This is a genomic window from Luteimonas yindakuii, assembly GCF_004803715.2.
In the GTDB taxonomy this organism is placed as follows: domain Bacteria; phylum Pseudomonadota; class Gammaproteobacteria; order Xanthomonadales; family Xanthomonadaceae; genus Luteimonas; species Luteimonas yindakuii.
The window spans coordinates 2,145,999-2,167,119 of the sequence record NZ_CP039383.2; the positions used below are offsets into that span (position 1 = coordinate 2,145,999).

22 protein-coding genes and 1 pseudogene are annotated in these 21,121 nt (G+C 70.4%); 6 read left to right on the plus strand and 17 right to left on the minus strand.

The features are described from left to right. Positions 1–81: 81 nt before the first annotated feature. The 13 genes and pseudogenes from E5843_RS09830 to E5843_RS09890 all read right to left on the minus strand — a co-directional run bounded on the left by E5843_RS09830 (position 82) and on the right by E5843_RS09890 (position 12,189). Positions 82–1,770 carry a tetratricopeptide repeat protein gene (locus E5843_RS09830; RefSeq protein ID WP_141065963.1) on the minus strand — a complete coding sequence of 563 codons (1,689 nt, stop codon included), beginning with the start codon at positions 1,768–1,770 and terminating at the stop codon, positions 82–84. Between the two features lie 92 nt (positions 1,771–1,862). Further along, a complete protein-coding gene (locus E5843_RS09835) occupies positions 1,863–2,222 on the minus strand; it encodes a PilZ domain-containing protein (RefSeq protein ID WP_134673803.1) in 360 nt (119 codons plus the stop codon). Between the two features lie 3 nt (positions 2,223–2,225). After that, positions 2,226–3,182: a DNA polymerase III subunit delta' gene (locus E5843_RS09840; protein WP_141066162.1), complete on the minus strand. Its 957-nt coding sequence runs from the start codon at positions 3,180–3,182 to the stop codon at positions 2,226–2,228. A gap of 11 nt (positions 3,183–3,193) precedes the next feature. Continuing rightward, positions 3,194–3,827: pseudogene (tmk, locus tag E5843_RS09845) on the minus strand (dTMP kinase). 59 nt (positions 3,828–3,886) lie between these two features. Further along, positions 3,887–4,936, minus strand: a complete 1,050-nt coding sequence (gene mltG, locus E5843_RS09850) for an endolytic transglycosylase MltG (RefSeq protein WP_141065964.1) — start codon at positions 4,934–4,936, stop codon at positions 3,887–3,889. Positions 4,937–4,967: 31 nt separating this feature from the next. After that, entirely contained in the window at positions 4,968–6,365 is a 1,398-nt protein-coding gene (locus tag E5843_RS09855) for an aminodeoxychorismate synthase component I (protein ID WP_141066163.1), read from the minus strand. A gap of 201 nt (positions 6,366–6,566) precedes the next feature. Beyond that, complete coding sequence (fabF, locus tag E5843_RS09860) at positions 6,567–7,802, minus strand: beta-ketoacyl-ACP synthase II (RefSeq protein ID WP_134673806.1); 1,236 nt, start codon at positions 7,800–7,802, stop codon at positions 6,567–6,569. 129 nt (positions 7,803–7,931) lie between these two features. Then, entirely contained in the window at positions 7,932–8,171 is a 240-nt protein-coding gene (gene acpP / locus E5843_RS09865; protein ID WP_129136340.1) for an acyl carrier protein, read from the minus strand. A 110-nt stretch (positions 8,172–8,281) separates the two neighbouring features. Continuing rightward, a complete protein-coding gene (gene fabG, locus E5843_RS09870; protein WP_136412552.1) occupies positions 8,282–9,025 on the minus strand; it encodes a 3-oxoacyl-ACP reductase FabG in 744 nt (247 codons plus the stop codon). A gap of 168 nt (positions 9,026–9,193) precedes the next feature. Continuing rightward, the gene (gene fabD / locus E5843_RS09875; protein WP_141065965.1) at positions 9,194–10,138 is read right to left on the minus strand and encodes an ACP S-malonyltransferase; all 945 of its coding nucleotides are present in this window, start codon (positions 10,136–10,138) and stop codon (positions 9,194–9,196) included. Positions 10,139–10,301: 163 nt separating this feature from the next. Next, on the minus strand, positions 10,302–11,279 hold the full coding sequence (locus tag E5843_RS09880; protein WP_134674675.1) for a beta-ketoacyl-ACP synthase III: 978 nt from the start codon (positions 11,277–11,279) through the stop codon (positions 10,302–10,304). Between the two features lie 146 nt (positions 11,280–11,425). Beyond that, complete coding sequence (rpmF, locus tag E5843_RS09885) at positions 11,426–11,620, minus strand: 50S ribosomal protein L32 (RefSeq protein WP_134673809.1); 195 nt, start codon at positions 11,618–11,620, stop codon at positions 11,426–11,428. A gap of 59 nt (positions 11,621–11,679) precedes the next feature. Then, positions 11,680–12,189 (minus strand): YceD family protein, encoded by a 510-nt coding sequence (locus E5843_RS09890; RefSeq protein WP_136412553.1) that lies wholly within the window; start codon positions 12,187–12,189, stop codon positions 11,680–11,682. 135 nt (positions 12,190–12,324) lie between these two features. Here E5843_RS09890 and E5843_RS14155 point away from each other — a divergent pair, with 135 nt between their 5' ends. Then, positions 12,325–12,684 (plus strand): hypothetical protein, encoded by a 360-nt coding sequence (locus tag E5843_RS14155; RefSeq protein WP_136412554.1) that lies wholly within the window; start codon positions 12,325–12,327, stop codon positions 12,682–12,684. Continuing rightward, positions 12,681–13,259: a Maf family protein gene (locus E5843_RS09900; RefSeq protein WP_136412555.1), complete on the plus strand. Its 579-nt coding sequence runs from the start codon at positions 12,681–12,683 to the stop codon at positions 13,257–13,259. The genes E5843_RS14155 and E5843_RS09900 overlap by 4 nt, the downstream gene beginning before the upstream one ends. Positions 13,260–13,283: 24 nt before the next feature. Here the strand turns inward: E5843_RS09900 and E5843_RS09905 are convergent, their stop codons facing one another. Continuing rightward, positions 13,284–15,161 carry a glycosyltransferase family 39 protein gene (locus tag E5843_RS09905; protein ID WP_244240764.1) on the minus strand — a complete coding sequence of 626 codons (1,878 nt, stop codon included), beginning with the start codon at positions 15,159–15,161 and terminating at the stop codon, positions 13,284–13,286. 105 nt (positions 15,162–15,266) lie between these two features. Here E5843_RS09905 and E5843_RS09910 point away from each other — a divergent pair, with 105 nt between their 5' ends. From E5843_RS09910 to E5843_RS09925, 4 genes are read left to right on the plus strand one after another with little or no spacing between them, the layout of a single operon-like run. Then, entirely contained in the window at positions 15,267–16,220 is a 954-nt protein-coding gene (locus E5843_RS09910) for an AAA family ATPase (protein WP_141065966.1), read from the plus strand. 7 nt (positions 16,221–16,227) lie between these two features. Then, positions 16,228–17,199 carry a DUF58 domain-containing protein gene (locus E5843_RS09915; protein WP_244240765.1) on the plus strand — a complete coding sequence of 324 codons (972 nt, stop codon included), beginning with the start codon at positions 16,228–16,230 and terminating at the stop codon, positions 17,197–17,199. 22 nt (positions 17,200–17,221) lie between these two features. Beyond that, positions 17,222–19,219 carry a transglutaminase TgpA family protein gene (locus E5843_RS09920; protein WP_141066166.1) on the plus strand — a complete coding sequence of 666 codons (1,998 nt, stop codon included), beginning with the start codon at positions 17,222–17,224 and terminating at the stop codon, positions 19,217–19,219. Continuing rightward, positions 19,216–19,713, plus strand: a complete 498-nt coding sequence (locus E5843_RS09925; RefSeq protein ID WP_134673814.1) for a Slp family lipoprotein — start codon at positions 19,216–19,218, stop codon at positions 19,711–19,713. The genes E5843_RS09920 and E5843_RS09925 overlap by 4 nt, the downstream gene beginning before the upstream one ends. A 7-nt stretch (positions 19,714–19,720) precedes the next feature. On the opposite strand, the gene E5843_RS09930 is transcribed toward E5843_RS09925, so the two are convergent. The 3 genes from E5843_RS09930 to E5843_RS09940 form a co-directional block, all read right to left on the minus strand. Further along, positions 19,721–20,065: a histidine triad nucleotide-binding protein gene (locus E5843_RS09930; RefSeq protein WP_134673815.1), complete on the minus strand. Its 345-nt coding sequence runs from the start codon at positions 20,063–20,065 to the stop codon at positions 19,721–19,723. A 71-nt stretch (positions 20,066–20,136) separates the two neighbouring features. Continuing rightward, positions 20,137–20,733 (minus strand): recombination mediator RecR, encoded by a 597-nt coding sequence (gene recR / locus E5843_RS09935; protein ID WP_136412557.1) that lies wholly within the window; start codon positions 20,731–20,733, stop codon positions 20,137–20,139. 49 nt (positions 20,734–20,782) lie between these two features. Beyond that, on the minus strand, positions 20,783–21,103 hold the full coding sequence (locus E5843_RS09940; RefSeq protein ID WP_134673817.1) for a YbaB/EbfC family nucleoid-associated protein: 321 nt from the start codon (positions 21,101–21,103) through the stop codon (positions 20,783–20,785). Positions 21,104–21,121: the final 18 nt, after the last annotated feature.

Below are 21,121 nucleotides of genomic sequence, written 5' to 3' on the forward strand. Positions count from 1 at the left end.
ACCCGTGTCGGCGGGCGTGCCTGCCCGGCGGAACGGCCCATCGCGACGATGGGCCGCGACCACGCCACACGCGGCCGCACTTCAGAACCGCGACGCCGCCAGTTCCACGTCGGCATGCCGCCAGGCGGCGGCAAGATCACGCTGCACCGCGGCCGCTTCCCTGCGTTCGCCCTGCGCCTCGAGGCTCATCGCCAGACCGCGCAGCGACCAGCCGTTGCCGGGATTGCGGCGCAACTCCTCCCGGTACACCTGCTCGGCCTCGTCGGCATGGCCGGCGTCGAGCAGCACGGCACCGAGCGTATGCCGCACCGGCGCATGCCAGCCCGGTGGCTCGTCGTAGGGAATGCCATCCTCGATCGCGACCGCTTCGCGCAGGGCGGCGATCGCCGCGTCCGGCCGACCACGAGCCGCTTCGAATTCGGCCGCGAGCATGCGCTCGGCGATGCGCGCCGAATACGCCAGCGGGTAACGGTCCCAGACCATCAGCGTCTCCATCACCGGATCCGCTGCCAGCGGCCGCAACGCGGCGAGATGGCGCCCGGCGTCGTCGAGACGTCGCTGCCGGACCGCGGCGATGCCCTGCGCGTAATGCCAGATCGCGGTGACGTAGGGCAGGTCCGCCGCCGGGTTGGGCTCGCCTGCGATCTCGTCCCAGCGGCCGAAGCGCACGCGCTCGAACCACGGCGTCATCCAGTAATGCTGCAGTCCGGCGAAGCCGGGCTGGCGCATCAGCTCCGGAAGGTGGGTGCGTTCGGCGGTCAGCCGTGCCGCCTCGTGCGCGACCGCACTGTCGCCCTCCATGCTGGCGGCAAACCACAGGAAGTGGTGGTTGTGCGGCACGTAGCCCAGCGGATACACGCCCTGGGCGTTGCCGCGGCATATCGCCAGGTAGGCGTCGTCGGCCTCGATCGCGCGCTGGTTGGCGATCACCGCATCGTGCCAGCGCCCGACGCGGGCGTAGATATGCGCCGGCATGTGCACCAGGTGGCCGGAGCCTGGAATCAGTTCGCGCAAGCGGTCGGCGGCGACGGCACCACGTTGCGGGTCGGCCGAGGCTTCGACGGCGTGCACGTAGAGATGCAGCGCACCGGGGTGGTCAGGGTGGGCGGCGATCACCGACTCCAGCACCGAGACGATCTCGGCGGTATGGCCGACGGGCCGTAGTTCCGCGTCGTAGTACGCCCATGGCTGCAGGTCCATCAGGGCTTCGGCATGGAAGGCCGCGGCGTCGGGATCGCCTGGCAGTTCCTGCATCAGCCTGCGGGTGGCCACCGCATAGGCCTCATCCAGCGGCTGGCGCTCGGCGGGCGGATGTTCGGCATAGCGCGCAGACAACGCGCGGATAAAGGCCTGCTCGCGCGGCGTGGCCGAGGGCGCCAGCGTCACCGCGCGTTGCAGGCGCCCCCAGGCGCGGGCGTTGCTCGCCGGATCCATGCCGGCGTTGACGTGCGGCCCGAGCACCAGCGCGGCACCCCACCAGCACATGGCGCAGTCGGGGTCGAGTTCGGTGGCCTTGAGGAAGGCGCGTTCGGCGGCGTCGTGGTTGAAGCCGTAGGCGAGGATCAGGCCCTGGTCGAACCAGCGCTGGACCTCCGGATGGCGGCTGCTGACCGCGAAGTGGTGGTCGCCGAGGCCTTCGAGCAGGTTGGCGCCGAGCGCCATCTGCGGGGGCGACACCGCCGGGGTCGCCTGTTCGCTGCGCGGGACCGAACAGGCGACGGCCAGGGCGATGGGGATGCAGAGCGTCGCGATGCGTGCAGGGGATCTCATGGCCTTCTCCCGGAAAGCCCCCTGCGTCCCCGTCAACGCGGCGTGGTCCGGGTTGCGGCCACCGCGTCGCCGCGGCTTGCGGCCACATCGCCTTACATCGTGTGGGTCGACTTCTCGGAGTTGAGCGTCCCGGCCAGCAAGGTCTCGATCTTGCCCTTCACGTTCTCGCCTTCCTGGGTGTCGGCGAACTGCACGCCGATGCCGGCCATGCGGTTGCCCTGCGCGCCCGGCGGCGTCACCCAGATCACCTTGCCGGCGACCGGCAGGCGCTCGCTGGATTCCGGCAGCACCAGCAGCACGAACACTTCGTCGCCGATGAAATAGCGCTTGGCGGTCGGCACGAAAATGCCGCCCTGCTTCAGGTACGGCATGTAGGCGCTGTAGAGCTGGGCCTTGTCCTTCACCGTCAACGACAGGATGCCCTGCCGCGCGCCGCCACCGGTTGCCGCCATTCGCTATCTCCTCGTGCCGCGCCCGCCGGCGCTCCTGCTGTGTCCGGATTCGCCCATGGCCTCGCGCCAGGCCAGCAGCAGCTCCCCCACCGCGAGGTCCGCGCGCACGGTCGTGCGCAGCAGGTCCCGGGTGCGGTTCGCATGCGCGAACCAGGTGGTCAGCCTGCGGGTTCGCGTGGGGTCGGTCAAGCCGGTCGCGCGCGTCGCGGCGAGGTCGGCGGCGTGGCGCAGGCGCGCGTCGGCATCGTCATCGGCGGTCCAGCGCTTCGCCGCTTCCGACGGCGCCAGCGTGCCGGCCGCGACGGCATCCAGATCAGTGGCGACGCCGGCGCGCAGGGCCATCCCGCTTTCGCGCAGCCAGTGGTCGGCAATGCCGGGATGACCGCGGGCGGCATCGAGTGCCTCCGCGGCGGCGTGGCCCGCATGGCCCTGTGACTGCAGCCAGTCCAGTGCTTCCTCGCGCGGCGGCAGGCGGAACTCCAGGCGCTGGCAGCGGCTGCGGATGGTCGCCGGCAGGCGCATCGGATCGGCCGCCACCAGCCACAGGTAGCGCCCGGGCTGCGGCTCCTCGAGGGTCTTCAGCAGGGCGTTGGCGGCGGCGTGGTTGATCACGTCGGCAGGGTCGACGATCGCCACCCGCGCCTGTCCGTACTGCGCGGTAAGCGCGAGCTTGCCGGTCAGGGTGCGGATCTGCTCGATGACGATCTCGGTGCGCAGGCGCGTGCCTTCGCGGTTCGGCTCCAGGCCCACCGCGAGCAGGTCCGGATGGGTGCCGGCGGCGATAAGGCTGGCCGCGCGTGCGTCGTGGTCGGCACCCAGCAGGTGGGATGCCAACCGGTCCGCCACCGCGCGCTTGCCGAGCCGCGCCGGGCCGCACAACAGCATTGCGTGGCCCATGCGCCCACTGTCGAGCGCATCCACGGCGCGCTCGAAGGCGCGCTGCTGCCACGGCGCAAGCACCGGTGCGGGACTCACGCTGGGGCCCTCCAGCCACGCAGCGCCGCGACCGCGGCCGCCGCCACCTTCTCCGCGGGCGGCGCGGCGTCGATCACGCGGAAGCGTCCGGGGTTCGGCATGGGCACGCGCCAGGTAGGCCGCCCGCACGCGCTCGAAGAACTCGTCGCGCTCGCCCTCGATGCGGTCGGGCACCAGGTCACGCCCGCGGGTGCGTTCGCGGCCGCGGGCCACATCGATATCGAGCAGCAGCGTCAGCCCCGGGCGCAGGCCGACGAAGCCACGCTCCAGCAGTTCGATCCGCGCGGCATCGAGGCCGCGGCCACCGCCCTGGTAGGCATAGCTGGAATCGGTGTAGCGGTCGCACAGCACCCAGGCGCCGCGCGCCAGCGCGGGTTCGATCAGCTCGCGCACGTGCTGCACGCGGGCGGCGAACACCAGCAGCAGTTCCGCCTCGGCGATCGCGGGCGCGCCACCCGGGTCGAGTACGAGTTCGCGGATGCGCTCGGCCAGCGGCGTGCCGCCGGGTTCACGGGTCACCACGACCTCGGCGCCGTCTTCGGCCAGCGTCGTACGCAGGGCCGCGAGCACGGTGGTCTTGCCTGCGCCCTCCCCGCCTTCCAGCGAGACGAAGCGCGGATGCGTAGCCATATGCCCGGGCACGGCGGCGCCCGATGCCGACGACCCGGCAGGTGCCGTCGAACTGCCCATCACTGCGCCACGCGCGCGCGGTAACGGCGCACGTAATCGCGTACCGCCAAGTTGTGCTCGGCATAGGTGCGCGAGAACACGTGGCGCCCGCTGCCATCGCCCACGGCGACGAAATACAGCGCATCGCCGTCCGCGGGTCGGGTGGTCGCGCGCAAGGCGGCCATGCCGGGCATCGCGATCGGCGTCGGCGGCAGCCCGTCGCGGGTGTAGGTGTTGTAGGGGGTATCGGCCTGCAGATGGCTGCGGCGGATGTTGCCGTCGAAGTCCGCGCCGATGCCGTAGATGACGGTGGGATCGGTCTGCAGGCGCATGCCGATCTGCAGGCGACGCACGAACACGCCGGCGATCCGCGCACGTTCCTCCGCGATGCCGGTTTCCTTCTCGACAATCGAGGCCAGCACCAGCGCTTCCTCGGCGGTCTTCAGCGGCAGGCCGTCGGCGCGTTGCGCCCAGGCCTCGTCGAGCGCGCGTTCGAGCGCGCGGTTGGCACGACGCAACACGTCGAGATCGCTGTCGCCGCGGGTGTAGAGATAGGTTTCCGGCAGGAACCGGCCTTCCGGATGCACGCCGGGCCGTTCGATGGCGGCCATCAGCGCGGCGTCATCGAGCTCGGCACTGTCGGCGGTGAGATGTTCCGCACGCGCCAGCGCGGCGCGCAGTTCGCGGATGTTCCAGCCCTCGACGATGGTGAAGCGATGCCGCACCACCCGGCCATCGCGCATGTTGGCCAGCACGTCACGCGCGCTCATCCCGGGCTCGAGCGCGTATTCGCCCACCTGCAACCGCCCCGCGGCGCCCAGCTGGCGGGCCAGCAGCTGCCATTCGAGATCGCTGCCGTCGCGCACGCCGGCCTCGCGGATCTTCTGCAGCACGCGGGCATAGGAATCGCCGCGCTCGACGACATAACCATCACCGGCATCGATGCCGGCCAGTGGTTGATGCTGGAAGTCCTGCCAGCGGTCCCAGCCCCAGTACAAGGCGCCACCGGCGAGCAGAGCCAACAGGGCAAGAAAGGCGCCGATGCCGCGCCAGCGTCGGGATGCGGCCATCAACGCGCGCCGCGTGCGGGGTGGTGACAGGTCATCGCGCAAGGATAGCGTGGGCGCCGTCGTCGCGTGCCGGCGCAGGGTCGGCCGCGAGCGCCTGCAGCATGCCGCGCGCCTTCGCCCGGGTTTCGTCGAGTTCACGCTGCGGATCGGAGTCGGCGACGATGCCGGCACCGGTGCGGAAACAGACGCGATCGCCTGCCACCTCCGCGCTGCGGATAAGGATGTTGAGGTCCATGTCGCCGTCGCGGTTCAGCCAGCCCATCGCGCCGGTATAGGCGCCGCGACCGACGCCTTCGAGCTCGGCGATCACCTGCATGCAGCGCACCTTCGGGCAGCCGGTAATGGTGCCGCCGGGGTGGACCGCGGCGATGACGTCACCGGGTGTCGCGTCGGCGCGCAGCAGGCCGCGCACATTGCTGACGATGTGGTGGACGTGGGCGTAGCTTTCCACCGTCATCAGTTCGTCCACCTCGACGCTGCCCGGCCTGCAGACACGACCGAGGTCGTTGCGTTCGAGGTCGACCAGCATCACGTGCTCGGCGCGCTCCTTGGCGTGCCCGACCAGCTCGCGCACCCGTGCGGCGTCGTCGTCGCCCGGCAGGCGCGGACGGGTACCGGCGATGGGGCGGGTCTGCACCACGTCGCCGCGCACGTTGACCAGGCGCTCCGGCGAGGCGCTGACGACGGTGCCGCTGCCGCTGGCGAACAGGCCGGAGAACGGTGCCGGGCTCATCGTGCGCAGGCGCGCGTACAGCCGCGCCGGATCCAGCGCTGCGTCGAAACGTGCCTGCCAGCCCCGCGAGAGGTTGACCTGGAACACGTCGCCGGCGGCGAGGTAATCGAGGATGCGCCGGACGCCGTCGAGGAAGTCCTGTGGCGCGTCTTCGCCCAGCGCCGCCGGACCTGTCCACGGCGCCCATCGGGACGGCGCCGGGCCGGCGAGGTCGGCCTCGACACCTGCGATCAAGTCCGCGCGCCCGGCCTCCGCCACCACGATGCACTCCCCGGTCGCGTGGTCGCGCAGCAACGCCGCGGGACAACGCAGTGCCTGCGCGACGGGCAGTGCGCCACGCGCGCGTGGAAGTTCGAGCACCGGTTCGATCTGCGCGCCGAGTTCATAGCCCAGCAGCAGCGCCCAGCCGCCACGGAACGGCCAGCGCAGTTCCTCGCGCGGCTGCCGCAGCGCCTGCCAGCGCGCATCCAGCACGTCGAGGAAGCCGCCTTCCAGCGCCCCACCGTCGGTGTCGCGGACGATGCCATCGGCGTCGAGTGCGAAGCTGCCGGCGTCGTCGGCAACCAGCAACAGGTCCCAGCGCGACTGCGCGGTGCCGTGGGCGACCGATTCCAGCAGCACCGGGTAGCGCTGCGGCGATCGCCGGTGCAGGGCGAGGAAGTCGGTGTCGGTCGCGAGGGTCTGGGTGATCAGCACGGGGCTGCCTGCAGGTTCGTGGGGGTCGTGGCCACTGCCGCCGAATGACGAAGCCACGTCCATGGATAACGAGCCATTCGGCTGTCAGGAGCCCGCATTTGCGGGATCACGGCGTTCGGGCGCAACGCGCCATCCGCGCGTGCTGTGTCGGTCCAGGCCGCGCTGCCCCGTGAGGCAACGCGACCGAGCGGGCGTTCCGCGTCAGACCCGGGCGAACACCAGCGTGCCGTTGGTGCCGCCGAAGCCGAACGAGTTCGACAGCGCCACCTGGACCTGCGCCTCGCGCGCGGTGTGCGGGATGTAGTCGAGGTCGCAACCTTCCGACGGGTTGTCGAGGTTGATCGTCGGCGGCAGCACGCCGGTGTGCACCGCCATCGCCGAATACACCGCCTCGATGCCGCCGGCCGCACCCAGCAGGTGTCCGGTCATCGACTTGGTCGAGCTGACCGCCACCGTGCGTGCGTGATCGCCCAGCGCCCGCTTGACCGCCATCGTCTCGGCAAGATCGCCGGCCGGCGTGGAGGTGCCGTGCGCGTTGATGTAGCCGATGCGCGAGACGTCGATACCGGCGTCGTTGATCGCATTGCGCATGCAGCGCGCCGCGCCTTCGCCGTTCTCGCTCGGCGCGGTCATGTGGAAGGCATCGCCGCTCATGCCGAAGCCGATCAGCTCGGCATAGATGCGTGCGCCGCGTGCCTTGGCCCGCTCGTATTCCTCGAGGACCACGATGCCGGCACCGTCGCCCATGACGAAGCCGTCGCGGCCCTCGTTCCACGGGCGCGACGCGCGGGTCGGCTCCTCGTTGTGGGTGGACAGCGCCTTCATCGCGCAGAACCCGCCCAGGGAGGTCGGCGTGGTCGCGTATTCGGCACCGCCGGCGATCATCGCGTCGGCATCGCCGTACTGGATCATGCGCATCGCCAGGCCGATGTTGTGGGTCGCCGTCGTGCAGGCGGTGACCGCGGCCACGTTCGGGCCCTTGGCGCCGGTCATGATCGACACCTGCCCGGCGATCATGTTGATGATCGTGCTCGGCACGTAGAACGGCGACACCTTGCGCGGGCCACCTTCGTGGTACTTAATGGTGGTGTCCTCGATGCCCTTCAGGCCACCGATGCCGGCACCGATCGCCACGCCGATGCGCTCGGCATCCGCGGCGACGTCGATCCCGGCATCCTCGATCGCCATCATCGAGGCCGCCACGCCGTAGTGCACGAAGGTGTCCATCTTCTTGATGTCCTTCGGCGCGATCCAGCGGCTGGCGTCGAAGTCCTTGACCTCGCCGGCGATGCGGGTCGGGAAGGCGGAAGCGTCGAAATGGGTGATCGGGCCGATGCCCGAGCGACCGGCAATGATCGCTTCCCAGTTGGAGGCGAGGTCGTTGCCGACCGGTGACAGGATGCCCATCCCGGTGATCACCACGCGTCGCTTGGACATGGGAAATGCTCCTCAAACGGTTCTGGATCGCGGCGACACGTGTACGCCGCAAACGCACGAGGCCGCGTGAGCGGCCCCGGGCTGGTCATGAAGCGGCCGGATGCACGAACGGCCCCGGCCGCCAGGCGGTCAGCTCTTGACGTGCGCCTTGACGTAGTCGATCGCCTGCTGGACCGAGGTGATCTTCTCGGCGTCCTCGTCCGGGATCTCGCACTCGAACTCTTCTTCCAGCGCCATCACCAGCTCGACGGTATCGAGCGAGTCCGCGCCCAGGTCGTCCACGAACGAAGCGCTCGGGTTGACTTCCTCTTCCTTCACGCCGAGTTGCTCGACGACGATCTTCTTGACGCGCTCTTCGATGGTGCTCATGGATGTGCTCCGCTCAGGGCCCTGATTCGGCCGGTAGTGTAAGGGAAAGGCCGCCGGGCAGCGATGCGCGCCGGCAGCCGTGAAGCTGGGGGAGTGTCCCCCGGTTGGTGTCACGGCATGTACATGCCGCCGTTGATGTGCAGGGTCTCGCCGGTGATGTAGGCCGCGTGCGGCCCGGCCAGGAAGGCCACCGCATTGGCGATGTCGGCCGGCTCGCCGAGGCGGCCGAGCGCGATCTGCCCCAGCAGCGCGGTCTTCGCGTCCTCGGGCAGCGAACGCGTCATGTCGGTATCGATGAACCCGGGCGCGACCACGTTCACCGTCACCCCGCGTGAACCGATCTCCTTGGCCAGCGATTTCGAGAAACCGATCACCCCGGCCTTGGCCGCTGCGTAGTTCGCCTGGCCGGCGTTACCGGTCACACCGATCACCGACGCGATGTTGATGATGCGGCCCTTGCGGGCCTTCATCATGCCGCGCATCACCGCCTTCGACATCCGGTAGACGCTGCTGAGGTTGGTGTCGAGGATGGCCTGCCAGTCCTCGTCCTTCATCCGCATCAGCAGGTTGTCGCGGGTGATGCCGGCATTGTTGACCAGGATGGTGACCGCGCCGAATTCCTTCGACACGCCGTCGACCAGCGCCTCGACGGAAGCGGCGTCGGCCACGTCGAGCACGCGGCCGTGGCCGCCGGTTGCCTGCAGGCGGGTGCCGATCGCCTGCGCACCGGCGTCGCTGGTCGCGGTGCCGATCACCGTCGCGCCCTGCGCGGCCAGCGTGTCGGCAATGGCGGCACCGATGCCGCGGCTGGCGCCGGTGACGAGTGCGATCTCACCCTGCAATGGTTGCGTCATGGGGTCTTCTGCTCCGGAACAGCGTCCTTCGCCGCGGATTCTCGCGGATGGACGTGGATAAACCAACACGCCGGGGTCGCACGCGACCTGCCGCACTGACAGGCGCCGCGCGCCCGGTATCGATGACGCCTGCCTATCCGCGGGATCCCATGTCGACCCGGGACCGGCTCACGATTTCCACTCGGCCAGCGCGGCGTCGAAATCGTTCGGCGTGCCGAGCGCGCGTGCATCGAACGCCTTGTCGATGCGCTTCGCCAGCCCGGTCAGCACCTTGCCAGGGCCGCATTCGGCAAAGCGGCTCGCACCGCGCGCGCCCAGCGCCTGCATGCAGGCCGTCCAGCGCACCGGCAGGTACAGCTGTCGCACCAGCGCGTCGCGGATCGACTGGATGCCGTCATGCACTTCGCCATCCGCGTTCTGCACCACCGGCAGCGACGGTTCGCGCCACGCGGTACCGGCCATCGCCTCGCCAAGGCGGTTCGCCGCCTCGCGCATCAGTGGCGTGTGCGACGGCACGCTCACGGCCAGCTTGACCGCCTTGCGCACGCCGCGTTCCGACAGCAGGCCGAGCGCGCGGTCGACGCCTTCGGCTTCGCCACCGATGACGATCTGGCCGGGCGAGTTGTAGTTGGCCGGCACCACCACGACGTTGCCTGACAGCTCGCGGCAGACCTCTTCCACCAGCGCATCCTCGGCACCGAGGATCGCCGCCATCGCGCCCTTGCCCGCGGGCACGGCGGCCTGCATGAGCTGCCCGCGCAGGCGCACCAGGCGCGCGGCGTCGGCCAGGTCGATGGCGCCGGCTGCAACCAGAGCGCTGTACTCGCCGAGGCTGTGGCCTGCCAGCGCGGCCGGGCGTGCACCGGCTTCGGCCTGCCACAGCCGCCACACCGCGACGCTGGCCGCCAGCAGCGCGGGCTGGGTGAACTCGGTGGTATTGAGCTGCTCCTCGGGCCCCTGCTGGCTCACCGCCCACAGGTCGACGCCGGCGCCTTCGGACGCCTCGGCGAACGTGTCGCGGATCGACGCATGGCGCGCCGCGAGTTCACCCAGCATGCCGAGCGACTGCGAGCCCTGGCCGGGAAATACGAAAGCAAGCTGGGAATCGGTCACGCGCGGGTCCGGCTGCAAAACAAGCGCGGCATGATACGGGCTGTGTCGCCGGGTCGTCTGTACGACGGCGTATGTCGCACGTTCGGCGACGTTCGCGGATACGACAACGCCCCGGTGGCCGGGGCGTCGCGTGGTACGGCGTGACCGGGCCTGCGCCCGCTGCTCAGTAGCGCAGCAGCGCCGAGCCCCAGGTGAAGCCGCCGCCGAACGCTTCCAGTAACAGCAGCTGCCCGCGCTGCACGCGACCCGAGCGCACCGCCACGTCCAGCGCCAGCGGCACCGAACCCGACGAGGTGTTGCCATGCTGGTCGACGGTCACCACCACCCGCTCCATCGGCATGTCCAGCCGCTTGGCGGTGGCCTCGATGATGCGCAGGTTGGCCTGGTGCGGGATCAGCCAGTCGATGTCGTGGCGGTCCAGGCCATTGGCGGCGAGGGTTTCCTCGACCACCGAATCGAGCGCCCTGACCGCATGCTTGAACACCTCGTTGCCGGTCATGTTGATGCGCACGCCGGCATTCGGAGCGTTCTCGTCGAAGCCGACCGAGACGCCGACCGGGTTCCACAGCAGCTCCTTCTTGCCGCCATCGGCGTGCAGGTGGGTGCTGAGGATGCCGGTCTCGGTGTCGGCCTTGAGCACCACCGCGCCCGCGCCATCGCCGAACAGCACGCAGGTGGCGCGGTCGTTCCAGTCGATCATCCGGGTGAGGGTCTCGGCGCCGACCACCAGCACGGTGCGCGCCGAGCCGGCACGGATGAACTTCTCCGCGATCGACAGCGCGTAGATGAACCCCGAACAGGCGGCGTTGACATCGAACGCCCCACAGCCCGCAACGCCGAGCCGGTGCTGCAGCAGGCAGGCGGTGGAGGGAAAGATGATGTCCGGGGTGGTCGTGCCGAGCACGATCAGGTCGAGCTCGGAGGCATCGACGCCCGCGGCCTCGAGCGCACGCACGGAGGCGTGGTAGGCGAGGTCACAGGTGGTCTCGCCTTCGGCGGCCACGTGCCGGTTGCGGATTCCGGTGCGCGACGCGATCCACTCGTCGCTGGTGTCGACCCGCTTGGCGAGCTCGTCATTGCTGACGGCGTTCGCCGGCAGGTAGCTGCCGGTGCCGGCAATCCGCGCATACACGCGGGGCATCGCGCCCGTATCAGTCATCGTGTGCCGTCATCCTTGCAACCGCCGCCCGGGAAGCGGGCGGCCAGGACGCGCCACGCGACGGGGTAAGCCCTGCGGCCGCGAGGCGCTGGAAGCCGCCGCGCCCGGGGGCGCAACGGCACTCGCCGTCAATCTTCTTCGGCGACCTTGATCTTCGGCTGGATCACCTGCTTGCCGCGGTAGTAGCCGTCGGCGGTGATGTGGTGGCGGATGTGGGTCTCGCCGGTGGTCGGATCGGTCGACAGCTGCTTGGCCTGCAGCTTGTCGTGCGCGCGGCGCATGCCGCGGCGGGACGGGGTGACTCGGGATTTCTGCACAGCCATGGGATTGCTCCAGCAAACAGTTCTGAGATCTTTGGGAGTCCGGGCCGCCCGGGGGCGACTCAGGTGTTCTTTTTCAGCGCCTGCAGCGCGGCGAACGGATTGGCGCGTGTCTCTTCATCGGCCGATACCGGCCAGTCCCGCTCCACCGCTTCCGAACCCGGCGCCACCGGCACCAGCGGCACGGCAAGCAGGAGCTCGTCCTCGACCAGGTCCGCAGGCCGCAGGGTGCCGTCTTCGGGCACCAGCAGGGCTTCGTATCCGGGCGGAAGCGCGGCCTCGTCGGCCTCGTCGCGGATCACGCCGTAACGCTGTTCCAGCTGCACCGGCTCGCTGAACACCTGCAGGGTGCGCTGGCACTGCAACGGCAGCCCGGCTTCGACCCGCAACGCAACGAATGGCACCTGGAACGCGTCACGACCGAATTCCATGACGTAGTCCGCATCGCCTTGCGTCGACTGCAACACCTCGCCAAGACGGGGCATCGCCGACAACGGCAAGCGTCCTTCGAACACCCGCCGTGCGACGACAAGGCGCCAGACGTCGACGGTTTCGGGAAGATCGGCGGACATAAGAGGCGGAATGTTAGGGCTTCGCAAAGGTCGCTGTCAAATTGGAAGTCTGCGGAAAAGTCCAGTCGCCGCGGGGGATTTGCCGCCCGCGACCGCCCGCGGCAGACTGCCCCTCCCTTTCCGGGCGCCGCCGGCTTGATCCTGTCCGCAACCCTGTTCGCCGCCCTCCTTCTGTGCACCGCCTGCTGGTTGCTGTTGCGCCGTCGTGGCGGCCGCCGCCAGCAGGCGCTGGCCGCGGTCCTCGATGCCGCCGATGCCTTCGAGGACCGGCTGCGCGTGGCCCGCGCCGAGATCGAGGCGGTCGCCGGGAGCGACGAGAACCCGGTCCGCGAGGCCATGCAGGAAATGCTGCGCCAGCGCCTGTGGCTGCAGCAGCATGGCCATGCCGCCAACACCGAGCAGCTCGACCAGGTCCGCGCTTCGATCGACACCGCACGCGCGCGCATCGAACAGCAGCTCGAGCGTATCGAACAGGCGCGGACGACGTCGGCGTGAGCGGCCCGCTGATCCTCGCCTCGACCTCGCGCTACCGGCGCGAACTGCTCGAGCGCCTGCAACTGCCGTTCACCACCGGGCGGCCGGATGTCGACGAGACCCCGTTGCCAGGGGAAGCGCCGGCCGTGCTGGCCACGCGGCTGGCCGGGGCGAAGGCGCGTGAGGTCGCGCGCCTGCATCCGGGGGCGTGGGTGATCGGGTCGGACCAGGTCGCGACCTTCGATGGCCGTGCGCTGGGCAAACCCCGCACCCGCGACGCCGCGATCGCCCAGCTGGAATCGATGTCGGGTTCCAGCGTGCGGTTCCTCACCGCGGTCGCGCTGTGCCGTGGCGGCACGCTTGCCGGTGAGGGGCTGGACACCACCACGGTGAGGTTCCGTCGCCTCGAACGCGCGGCGATCGAACGCTATGTCGATGCCGAGCAACCGCTCGATTGCGCCGGCAGCTTCAAGAGCGAAGGGCTCGGGATCGCGCTGTTCGATGCGATCGAAACAAGCGATCCGACCGCGCTGGTCGGCCTGCCGCTGATTGCCACCGCACGCCTGTTGCGCGACGCCGGGTTCATCCTGCCCTGAGCCACGCGGCTCTCCACGCGCGCCTCAGCGCAGGTGGATCCGCCGCTCGCTCCAGACCTCGACGCTGCCGTCGGCGCCTTCGATCTCCATCCCCAGCCAGTAGTCGCCGGCCGGCAGCGCGGAGGCATCGACCTGCGCCGAAAACGCGACCGCCGGCTGCCCCGGGTCGTTGGAACGACCGTGCAGGAATTCGCCGACCCAGCTGTTTTCCTGGCCGTAGTCGGCGGTGGCGACCACCGTGCCGTCGAGCGTCAGCCGGACCTCGCGCACGCCGACGCCATCCTTCACCGCCCAGCCGTAGACGCGGAATTCGCGGTCGACCGCCGTGCCCGCGGCGGGTTCCTGCAGATGCGCCACCACGGGCGTCACGCAAGGCCCGCTTCCCCCGGGTGAGGGGCCATCGAAACGCAGCAGCAGGAACCGCCGGCCGCCGTGGTCGATGTTCACCGCCTCCGCATGCGGCAGCCGGCCAAAGCGGGCGCACAGGCTCTGGTAATGCGCGAGCAGTTCGCTGAACTTGACGTCGGTCGCGCCGACGACCAGCAGCACCGACCCCTGCGCCACCTCGCGCGCGCCTTGCGCTTCCAGGCCCCACAGCCGCAGTTGTGGGGCACGGCCATGGTCGCGGTTGAGCGGATGGTCGAGTACCGCGATGCGCGGGTTGCCGAGGGCGAAACCGAGTTCGGCGCCGATCTTGAAATTGTCGGCAACGATGCGGGTGCCGGCGGGCATCTGCGCATGCGCGTCGGCAACCGCGGCGGCCAGTTCGTCCCAGCCGGCGAAGTTGGACGGATACCACTTCGCCGCGGCCGCCTGCTCGCGTAGCGATGGCGCAGAGACCGCGGCGTAGTAACCCAGGAACGCGACCAGCCCGGCCGCGGCCAGCGACCAGGTGGCCGTGCGCAACCAGCGCGGCCAGGCATCCAGCAAGGCCGGCAGCAACGGGATCAGCGCGATATAGCCGGGCAACGGCCAGTGGAAGCTCACCCGCTCGACATCGGCAAAGAAACCGAGCAGGAAGAACCCTGCCACCAGCAGTCCGCCGAGCAGCGCGAACAAACGGCGTACCGGCTCGCGGCTGCGCACGCCGTGCCACGCCGCGACCAGCAACGCGACGAACAGCAACGGCGTCACCACGCCGGCCTGCACCGGCAGGAACAGCAGTCCCTCGCCATGCAGGGCCCACGGATGACGGTCGACCAGCTGGAAGCGCAGGCCGGCTTCGGCGTTGTCGAAGTTCCATGCCAGCAACGGTGCCCATGCCGCGGCACCGAAGGCGATCGCGATCCACGCGCGCGGATCACGCAACGCGCGCCGGCCACCCTGCAGGCACAGCAGCGCGACGAAGCCCACGCCGACCACGGCTGCGAAGCGGTAGTGGCTGAGCGCACCGACCGCCAGCCCGAAAGCAAGCAGGGTCGCGCCGCCGGCATCCACCTTGCGCACCAGTCGCGCGGCGGCGTCCACGCAGGCCAGCGTCGCCAACGCCATGGCCACGTCGGGCAACGCCAGCAGGCCCAGGGTGCCGGCCAGAGGCAGCAACAGGACCGCGATGCCGGCCACCCACGCGTGGCGCTCGTCGAGTTCGCGGCGCACCAGGTCCACCATCCACCACGGCAGCAGCGCGGCCATCAGCAGGAAGGGCGCGCGCACCGCCAGCACATGGTGGCCGCCGATCTCCACGCCTACGCGGATCAACCAGGCCGTCAGTCCCGGCAGGTCGGAATACGCCCACGCGGGATGCTGGCCTTCCTGCCAGTAGAAGGCCTCGTCGACGAACAGCGGAAGCCGCGCGGCGAGCACGATCTTGATCAGCGTCACCGCCACCCACAGCGCGATGAATACATGTCGCGGATTCCAGGCGCGCACGCCGGCACTCCGCATGTCGATGTCAGTCGGCATCCGTATGCGACCCAGTTACACTCGATTGATTGACGTTGGCGCCCGCAGAACGGGGAGACGCGGGCCATCGCGACACGCCATACCGCCCCGTTTCCGGAGACCCGCATGGCCGATTCGCCCACCCACGCCGACATGCTACCCGACGCGCTTTCACGATCGCTGGGCGCCGCTCAGGTCCAGGTGAATTCGCTGGTGCTGGGCAAGGCACACGAGGTGCGGCTGGCATTCGTCGCCCTGCTGTCGGGTGGCCACCTGCTGATCGAGGACCTGCCTGGCCTCGGCAAGACCACGCTTGCGCATGCGCTGGCGGCAACGCTCGGGCTGGAGTTCCAGCGCGTGCAGTTCACCTCCGACCTGCTGCCGTCGGACATCGTTGGCGTGTCGGTGTACGACGCGCAGGCGCGCAGTTTCGAATTCCACCCGGGGCCGGTGTTCACCCAGGTGCTGCTGGCCGACGAGATCAACCGCGCGCCGCCGCGCACGCAGAGCGCACTGCTGGAAGCGATGGCGGAGCGCCAGGTCAGCATCGACGGCGTCACCCATTCCCTGCCGGACCCTTTCTTCGTCATCGCCACCCAGAACCCGCTCGATCTTGCCGGCACCTATCCGTTGCCGGATTCGCAGCTAGACCGGTTCCTGATGCGCCTGAGCCTCGGTTATCCCGGCGCGGACGCCGAACGCGCGCTGCTGGCCGGCAGCGATCGCCGTGACCTGATCGCACGTGCGATGCCGGTGCTGGGTGCCGATGACGTGCTGCAGCTGCGCGAGGCCGTGCAGCGCGTACATGCCAGCGATGCACTGATCGACTACGTGCAGGCGCTGGTTGCGCGCAGTCGTCATCACGGCGGTGTGCGCATCGGCCTGTCGCCGCGTGCAGGCATCGCGCTGCTGCGCGCAGCGCGCGCGTATGCACTGCTGCTGGGCCGCCGCCACGTGGTGCCCGAGGACGTGCAGGCACTGTTCGTCGCCGTCGCGGGACACCGGCTGGTGCCCGCCAGCGACGGCGGCGATGCCGCGGCGCTGGCCAAGACCATCCTGCACGCGGTGGCGGTGGACTGAGCGAACAATGGCTGCGACCGTCCGCGCACCGGCGCGCATGTTCCAGCGCCTGCAGCAGCTGGCGCGCCCGCGTGCGCCCGAGCCGCTGCCCGCTCGTCTGGACCGCCGACGCATCTACGTGCTGCCGACCGCGTTCGGGTTGTTCTTCTTCGTGCTGCTGCTGACGATGGGCGTGGGCGCGCTCAACTACAACAACAATCCCGCACTGCTGCTGTGCCTGTTGCTGGCCGGCACCGCGCTGGCCAGCCTGCTGCACGCGCACCTGCAGCTGAGCGGACTGGCGGTGCAGGCCATCGATGCCGAGCCGGTGCCGGCCGGACACCCGCTCGCACTGCGCGTGCATGCGCGTGCGGACGTGGCTCGCCCGCGCCGCGGGCTCGAAGTGCGCGCGGGTGACACCTCGGCCGCATTGCACCTGGACGATGGCGCCGGCGAGGCCGTGCTGGAGCTGCCCACCGCGCAACGTGGCTGGCTCGACATCGGCCGCCTGCGGATCTCCACCACGCGCCCGCTGGGGCTCGCCCGTGCCTGGTCGTGGGTATGGCCGGACACCCCGCTGCTGGTCTATCCGGCACCCGAAGCGCATGGCCCGCCGTTGCCGGAGGGCGCCGGCGACAACGTCCAGGCGCGCCTGCATGCGGCCGGCGACGACGTGCACCACCTGCGCAACTGGCGTCGCGGCGATTCGCGTCGTGCGATCGCGTGGAAGCCTTCGGCACGACGCGACCAGTTGCTGGTGCGCGAATACGAGCAGCCGCAGGGCGCCGACGTGGTGATCGACTGGCGCGGCACCGCGGAGCTGCCGTACGAGGCGCGCATCCGCCGGCTCGCTCGCTGGGTGGACGAGGCCGAACGCGACCAGCGCCGCTACGTGCTGCGCCTGCCGGGGCAACCGGCGCTGGGCCCCGCGCGTGGGGCGCTGCATCGCCATGCCTGCCTGCGCGCACTGGCGCTGCTGCCGGAGGCGACGCATGGCTGAGGGCATCGCGACACACCCGCGCATGCGGAAGCCCGCGCGCGCTGCCGTCGTTGATCCACGCAGCCTCCCGGTCACGGCGCGTGCGTGGTGCCTCGCGGCCTCGTTCGCGTGCCAGTTGCCGCTGCTGTTGCAGCTGCCCGGATGGCTTGGGCTGGCGGTCGGTGCCCTTGCTGCCGTCGTGGCGGCGATCGCCTGGAAACGGCGACTGCCGGCGCCGTTGCGCGCCGCAGTGGCGCTGGCCGCCGTCGGCCTGGTGCTGGCCGGCAGCGGCTTCTCGTTGGGTCGCGACACCGGCTGCGCCCTGCTCGCCGCGATGCTGGCGATCAAGCCGGTCGAACTGTTCAGCTGGCGCGATGCGCGCAGCCTGCTCGGCTTCGCGCTGTTCGCGCCGTTCGCGACCTTCCTGCTCGACCAGGGGCCGCTGTCGCTGCTGCTCGGCCTCGCCGGTGCGCTGGTGGCACTGGCGGCGCTGTGGCGACTGGCGGAACTCGACGCGGCAGTGCCCACCAACCCGCTGCCTCCGGTGCACGCGGTGGGCCGGCGGTTGTGGCTGGTGGGCAGGCTGGCACTGGTGGGGCTGCCCCTGGCGCTGGCGGCATTCTGGTTGTTCCCGCGCATGGCATCACCGATGTGGGGCGTGCCCGAACGCGCCATCGCCAAGCCGGGGCTGTCCGGGGAAATGGGCCCGGGCGACTGGCTGGACCTGATGGGCGACGACTCGCCGGCCCTGCGCGCGCGCTTTTTCGGCCCGGTGCCGGAGCGCATGCAGCTGTACTGGCGCGGTCCGGTGCTGACCGACTACGACGGCCGCCGCTGGTCGCGCGCCGAGTGGACGCAGGGCCTGCCGCCGGCCGAGGTGCGCGTCGGTGGCCCGGTATGGGACTACGAACTCGAGCTCGAGCCCACGGACCGCCGTTTCGGGGTGACCCTCGACCTGCCGTTGGCCGAGCCCGACGGCACCCGCCTGGGCCACGACCACAGCACCACGTCCTGGCGCCCGCTGAGTTCGCTGCGACGCTGGCGGCTGCAGTCGGCGGCGCCTGCCGCCTATGAAACCGAACTGCGGCCGATGCTGCGCACGATGGCGCTGCGGCTGCCGGCGGGCTTCAATCCACGCACCATCGCACTGGCCCGGCAGTGGCGCGCCGAGGCCGGTCACGGCGTGGCCGCGGACGAAGCGGTTGTACAGCGCTTCAACGACTGGGTGCGCAGCGACTTCGCCTACACGCTCGCCACCAACCTGCCCGGCCGCCACGCCGTCGACGAGTTCCTGTTCGACGAGCAGGAGGGCTTCTGCGAACACTATGCGGGCGCGTTCGTGGTGTTCATGCGTGCCGCCGGCATCCCCGCGCGGGTGGTGACCGGCTACGTCGGCGGTTACTACAACCGGTTCGGCGACTACTGGCTGGTGCGCCGCGAGGACGCCCACGCCTGGGCCGAGGTCTGGTACGAGGGCCGCGGCTGGGTGCGTGCCGACCCGACCGCCGCGGTGGCGCCGGAACGCATCTACGACACCATCGCCAACCTGTCCGACGATGGCGGCGCCGGCCTGCGCGGGCTGGCCGACATGTGGGATGTCGGCGACTGGATGCGCCGCGGCTGGAACGATTTCGTGCTCGGTTTCGACGCCACCCGCCAGCGCCAGCTGCTGCAGCCGCTGGGCATCCGCGACCTCGAAATGCACCAGCTGATCGTGCTGTTCGCGGCACTGGCGGGCTTGGCGCTGGCGTGGATGCTGTGGCTGGTCGCGCGCGGCGAACGCGAGCGCGACCCGGTGCTGCGTGCCTGGCATGCGCTGGGCGCACGTTATGCGCGCCTGGGGCTGGCACCCGCACCGCACGAGCCGGCACGCGACTGGTCCGCGCGCGTGCTGGCCGCACGGCCGCAGGACACCACACTGGCGACACTCAGCGCGCGTTTCTCCGACTGGCGCTACGCTGCCCACCCGGCCAATCCGGCGGCCGCACGCACGCTGATTCTCGACCTGCACCGGTACCGACCCGCGGAGACCTCACGATGAAACGCGTCCATCTGCCCGCAGCCCTCGCCTGCACCCTGCTGGCCGCATGCGCCACCGCTCCGGCGCCGCTGCAGGGCAGTTACGCCACCGTGTCGCCCGACCAGGCCGCCACCGCCGCCGCCACCAACGGCACCGCGGTGCGCTGGGGCGGGCGCATCGTGGAAGTGACCCCGCAGGCCGACCGCACCTGCTTCCAGATGCTGTCGGCACCGCTCGATGCCAGTGGCCGGCCGAGCTTCAGCGGCAACCGGACCGGCGGTCGCTTCATCGCCTGCCGCACCGGCTTCTACGATCCGGCATTGTTCGCCACCGACCGCGATGTCACCTTTACCGGCCGGATCGCCGCGACCGAGCAGGTCCGTATCGGCGAGTACGACTACCGCCTGCCGCGCATCGACGCCGACGTGGTCTACCTGTGGCCGGAACGCGCCGACGTGCAGGTCATCCGCTACGAGCCGTATCCGTGGGGCTGGGGCCCGGGTTGGTGGTGGTAACCGGGTTTCAGGGCGTACCGAACCGCCCCAGCGGCGCGCCGGCCAGCAGGTGCAGGTGCATCTGGTAGACGGTCTGCCCGCCGTGGTCGTTGCAGTTCATCACGATGCGGTAGCCATCGGCGGCAAAACCTTCCCTGCGTGCGTAATCGGCCGCGGCCAGGGCCAGCCGGCCGATGGTCTCGGCCTGCGACGGGGTCGCCGCGTCCAGCGTGGGAATCGACTCCTTCGGCACGAACAGCACGTGCACCGGCGCCTGCGGCGCGATGTCGCGGAAGGCGATCAGGTGCTCGTCCTCGTGGACGATCTCGGCGGGAATCTCGCGACGGATGATCTTGTGGAAGATGGTGGGCATGGCGCGACCGGGCGATTGAGGTAGGCGGAGCCTAGCCTCGCACACGCTCGCGGCGCGCGGCGACGCCGCTTTCAGCCGGTGATGTCGCTGCGGCTGCCGAAGGCGTGCGAGAGCGTGCCGCGATCGACGTATTCGAGCTCGCCACCCAGTGGCAGGCCGTGTGCCGGCCTGCTCGGCCGCACGCCGTGCTGGCGCGCCAGCTGGGCGAGGTAATGCGCGGTGGCTTCGCCCTCCACCGTCGGGTTGGTGGCGACGATCAGCTCGCGCACCTCGCCCTCGGCCAGCCGGGTGCCGAGCCCGTCGAGTCCAAGCTCGCGCGGGCCGATGCCATCGAGCGGGCTGAGCCGCCCATGCAGGACGAAGTACAGGCCGCGGAAGTCGGTGGCCTGCTCGATCGCCAGGCGGTCGGCCGGCGTCTCCACCACGCACAGCACCTGCACGTCGCGCGATGCACTGGCGCAGACCGGGCACACCGGCGTCTCGCTGAAGTCGCGGCAACGCCCACAGTTGCCGATCCGCGACATCGCCGCCTCCAGCGCTTCCGACAGCCGCCGTCCGCCGTCGCGCTGGCGCTCCAGCAGGTGGTAGGCCATCCGCTGTGCCGACTTCTGGCCCACGCCCGGCAGCACCCGCAGGGCGTCGATCAGTTGTTCGAGTAGCGCTGACATCGAGACCTGCCCAGGTGCTTGCGGTTGCGGAGAGCCTGCAGCACCGTCCTCAGAACGGCAGCTTCATGCCCGGCGGTACCGGCATGCCGGCGGTGGCCGCGGACATGCGCGCCTGCGATTCGGTATTGACCTTGTTGACCGCGTCGTTGATGGCCGCGGCCACCAGGTCCTCGGTCATCTCCGCATCCGACATCACGCTGGGATCGATGCGCACCTTGCGGCATTCCATGCGCCCGCTGAGGGTGACGCTGACCATGCCGCCACCGGCGCTGCCGGTGACTTCCAGCCCGGCAAGCTCTTCCTGCGCGCGCTGCATGTTTTCCTGCATCTTCTGGGCCTGCTGCATCAGCTGGGCGATGTTTCCACGCATGTCGGTACTCCTGTTGGG